The 3,860-nt window shown below is 65.6% G+C and carries 5 protein-coding genes; 4 read left to right on the top strand and 1 reads right to left on the bottom strand.

Annotated elements, in window-relative coordinates:
• Positions 1 to 177 precede the first annotated feature (177 nt).
• On the bottom strand, positions 178 to 645 hold the full coding sequence (locus tag ACIA8C_RS23375; RefSeq protein ID WP_397137986.1) for a YbaB/EbfC family nucleoid-associated protein: 468 nt from the start codon (positions 643 to 645) through the stop codon (positions 178 to 180).
• Between the two features lie 403 nt (positions 646 to 1,048).
• Here ACIA8C_RS23375 and ACIA8C_RS23370 point away from each other — a divergent pair, with 403 nt between their 5' ends.
• From ACIA8C_RS23370 to ACIA8C_RS23355, 4 genes are all read left to right on the top strand, one after another.
• Positions 1,049 to 1,186 carry a hypothetical protein gene (locus tag ACIA8C_RS23370; protein ID WP_397137983.1) on the top strand — a complete coding sequence of 46 codons (138 nt, stop codon included), beginning with the start codon at positions 1,049 to 1,051 and terminating at the stop codon, positions 1,184 to 1,186.
• Positions 1,183 to 2,889, top strand: a complete 1,707-nt coding sequence (locus ACIA8C_RS23365) for a hypothetical protein (RefSeq protein ID WP_397137981.1) — start codon at positions 1,183 to 1,185, stop codon at positions 2,887 to 2,889. The genes ACIA8C_RS23370 and ACIA8C_RS23365 overlap by 4 nt, the downstream gene beginning before the upstream one ends.
• Positions 2,890 to 2,920: 31 nt before the next feature.
• Positions 2,921 to 3,250, top strand: a complete 330-nt coding sequence (locus tag ACIA8C_RS23360; protein ID WP_397137979.1) for a WXG100 family type VII secretion target — start codon at positions 2,921 to 2,923, stop codon at positions 3,248 to 3,250.
• 127 nt (positions 3,251 to 3,377) lie between these two features.
• Positions 3,378 to 3,860 (top strand): YbaB/EbfC family nucleoid-associated protein, encoded by a 483-nt coding sequence (locus ACIA8C_RS23355; RefSeq protein ID WP_397137976.1) that lies wholly within the window; start codon positions 3,378 to 3,380, stop codon positions 3,858 to 3,860.

Raw genomic sequence — 3,860 nt, 5'->3', positions numbered from 1 at the left:
CGATCCGTCCCCGAGGTGCTGCGCCGCGACCAGCCCACACCGGCGGCTCCGCGGAATGCGCAGCGCCGCAGCATGATCAGCGGGCCGGGGGACACGTCGAACACCTTCCCGCGCTTCCGCCTGGCATCCCGTGGCCGCCGCGTGCTCGACTCAGCGAGGAACGACAACCGACGCCGATCAGTCGCGGTCGACGACCGACCATGGCCGGGTTTGCGAATCATCGGACTCGAACTGCTTACGCTCGGCGGGCGAATCGAACGACGCCCGTTGCAGCTCCGGCGTTTTCGTGCGCAGGTCGGGCAAGCCTTCGACCATGGACGACAAGCTCGGCAGCCGAGACCGGGACTGGCGGATCGGCTCGATCAGTTCCTCGGCCTTGCGGGCGACCTCGGCGGCGGCGTCCTGGGTGGCCTCGGTGACGGCGTCGGCGATCTCGTCGTAGCTGAGTTCGTCGATGTCGTCGCTGAATTCGGTGTCGATCACCACGCCGTCGGCGTTGACGGTGATGCGCACCCGGCCCTTGGCGGCGGTAGCGGTGGCGGTGAGTGCGACCCGCTTCTGCTGCACCTCGGCGATCGAGCGAATGTGCTGGCTGACCGTGTCGAGCAGGTCGGCGACGTCTCCCTTGGCCCGTTCGTTGCTCACGACTGCGCCTCGCTAGCGCTCGGCTCCGTCGTGCGCATTGGCGCGCTGTGTCTTCGGTTCGCTCGCTGACGCTCGCTCACGACTGCGCCTCGCTAGCGCTCGGCTCCGTCGTGCGCATTGGCGCGCTGTGTCTTCGGTTCGCTCGCTGACGCTCGCTCACGTCGAGTCCTCCTGCCGCACGAAGAAATACAACCAGCGATGCGTTGCCCACATCGATTACTTCGCGAACGTACCATGCCATATTGTCGGAAATCTCGTCACGACCACGCAGTGATGTCATTATTACGCGCTATTACGCCGGACTTATGCATAACTGATCTGCGTAGTGTTGAATCCCCACAGTGGCTAGTGCTCGAACGCGATGTGGCGGTGTGATATCGAGCTGCGTTGTGGTGGGTGTTTGGTGTCGAGCGAAAGGCTGTGGGTCGATACCGCGATGATGATGGAAATACTATCGGAACAAATGCCGGATATTGTCGGCCACGTGCCTGAATTCGGTGAGCCGACGCCGCGCACCGACGAGAAAGAATTCATCAGATGAGCGATCCCCAGCAGGAGAGCCGGGCCGGGATCAGCGACGGTGTCGACGTCAGCTTCCGGCTGGGCACCCCGCCGCCCGCGCCGCCTTCCGAGGATCAGGTAGCCGGGACGAGGGAGACGCCTTCCGCGCCAATCGATACCGACGCGCAGGCAGCCCAGCCGCAGGGCGCTGCCGAGCAGACGATCGATGAGCCGACGCCCGACGACCAGGCCGCCGAGCCGCAGAAAGCCGACGACCGGACAGCCGACCCGGGGACAGTCGACGACCAAGCCGCCGAGTCGCGGACAGACGAACCGCAGTCGATCGAGGAGCAAGCGGCCGAGCTCGCCCACAGTATCGCCCGCGAACTCGGTGTGTCAGGCCCGGAAGGCTGGCAATGGCTGGAGGCGTCCTTCTCGCTCACCGTCGCCGGTGGCATCGCCTACGTGCTGTACTACGACAACGACGAACAGTCCTCCCGTGCCGAGCCGTCGCCGACGGTCACCGAACTCGTTGTGCGACACCGTGAGATCTCCGCGCAGCTCGGCGACGGCCCCTGGTGGCGCATGGTGATCCAGCTGGAGATCACCGGCGAGGTCGAGGTCGACTACGACTACGGCGACGAGCCGTTCCCCGACGATCAGCTGCTCGCCACCGACGCCTATCGCGCTGACCTGGCGGCGTTTCCACGCGAACAGCTCCCGGTGTGGTTGGCCGCCTACGTCTTTCACGATGAGCGGCAGTGGCGCTCGCCCGAGCAGGCCGCCGCGCAGGCCCGCGCCGACCGCGAGGCGAACATCACCGCGCTGCTCGCGCGCGACGAGCTGCCCGCGCTGCCCGTGCTGTGGGCCCGCTGGGCGACGATCGCGGCGGCCTTCGTCGCCATCGGTTCGGGGCTCGGGCCGCGAATTCGCCCGGCGCTCGGCATCTTCGAAGGCGCGGCGCGCAGCGGTTCCACCTTGTTCGTGCTGCCCGGCGGCCGTGCGGTGCTCTCAGGTGGGGTGTGGAACGCCCCCGAACTCGACGCCGCCTACAACGACGACGTCGAGCTGCCGGACCTGTATGCCGGCGCCCCGGACTGGGTGGCCAATCAGGTGCTCAATGCCCGTGCGGCCCAAGGCATGCTGTCGTTCTGCTACTGGTGGTCCAACGGCAGCTGGCACCGCGGCGAGTCGCCGAGTGCCGACCAGATCAGCGCGGCCGTTCCTGGCATGTGGACGACCCAGACCGTGGCCGACATCGTGTGCGCCGTGGTGAGCAGTGAACCGACCGAAGACCAGCGGGAGGCCGCGCTCACGCTGGTCGTGTCCGCCGAGGCCGGTGTGGTGACCCGGGAAACGTTGACTGGCTTGTTCGATGAGAGCGACAACATCGACGGCGCCATGTATCAGCTGTCGCTGGCCGGCCTCACCGCGACGGTCCACGAGGAGCTACCGCACGACCAGGCGATCACCCTGGTCCGCGAATTCATCCTCGAGCTGGGCGTCGACACCACCGGCTATCCACTCGACCAACTCGTCGCCGAGCGCCTCGACGTCGGCTGGATGGTCTTCGTGCCGACCGAACCCGGCGAAATCGCCATCGGCCGCGCCATTTTCTACATCGCCGACGACGGCGTGATCGAACAGTCGTCCTCGTCGATGCCACCGTCGACCTACACCGAAGGGTTCGAACAGCGCTTCCAGGAACGACAGACCAGGGCCGGCGTCGATCTCGTGATCTGACCGAGCCATGACCTGACCAAAAAGGAGCACCATGAACAAGCCGATCAAGATCGAGCCGGACGGATTACGCCGCTCCGCGGACAATTTCGACGAGCTCGCGGACAAGGCCAAGAAGCTGCTGGAGACGCTGAAGTCGAGCACGAGCAGCAAGGGTGAGGCCTGGGGCGGCGACAAGAGCGGTAAGAAGTTCGCCGAGGGCGAGAAGGGCTATAAGAAGGGCCGCGACAACACCTTCGAATCCCTGGGCGCCATCGCCGGAGTCTTCGAGGAGAACGCGAAGAACTTCCGCGACTCGGCGAAGATATACGAAGAGAACGAGCAACGGTTGGTCGAGAACATGCGAACACGAGACAAGCGCTGACGCATTACGCGGGGTTATGCGGCGATGACTCGAAACTGATCGGCGTGGTGTTGGATCGCAATCAGTGGCAAATGCTCAGCGAGGTCTTGCGAAACGCGCTCGACCTACGATCCGGAGGCTTCTGGTGGTGAACGAATGGCTGCGGGCCGATGCCGCGATGATGATGGAATCGATGTCGGAACAAATGCAGGGCATCGCGAAGATGCAACGCGACCGGGCCCGGCTCACCGCAACCGTCACCGCGTGCGACAAGCGAATCACCGTGACCGTCAACGCCAACGGCATTCTCATCGACACCCAGTTCGCCGACGATATCGGCGACCTGACCTATAGCGAGATCGCCGCGGCGATGACCGAGTCGGTGCAGGCCGCCGCCCTGAAGGTGATCGAACAGGGTCGTCAGCTCATGGAACCGTTGCAGGAGCGCAAGACTCGACTGCCGCGCCTGTCGGACCTCGTCGCCGACATCCCGGATATCAAGTCGGTGATCCCGGTGGCGACACCCGCGTCGACCGCGCCGCCGAACTCGCCGTCGCGCAGGCAACCCGACGAGGGCGCTGACGCGGCGCCGTTCGGGCGCCGGTCGCTGATCAACGACCCCGACGACTGA

The sequence above is a fragment of the Nocardia sp. NPDC051321 genome (genome assembly GCF_044455225.1).
Taxonomy (GTDB): domain Bacteria; phylum Actinomycetota; class Actinomycetes; order Mycobacteriales; family Mycobacteriaceae; genus Nocardia.
This window is presented reverse-complemented; position numbering and strand designations above follow the sequence as displayed.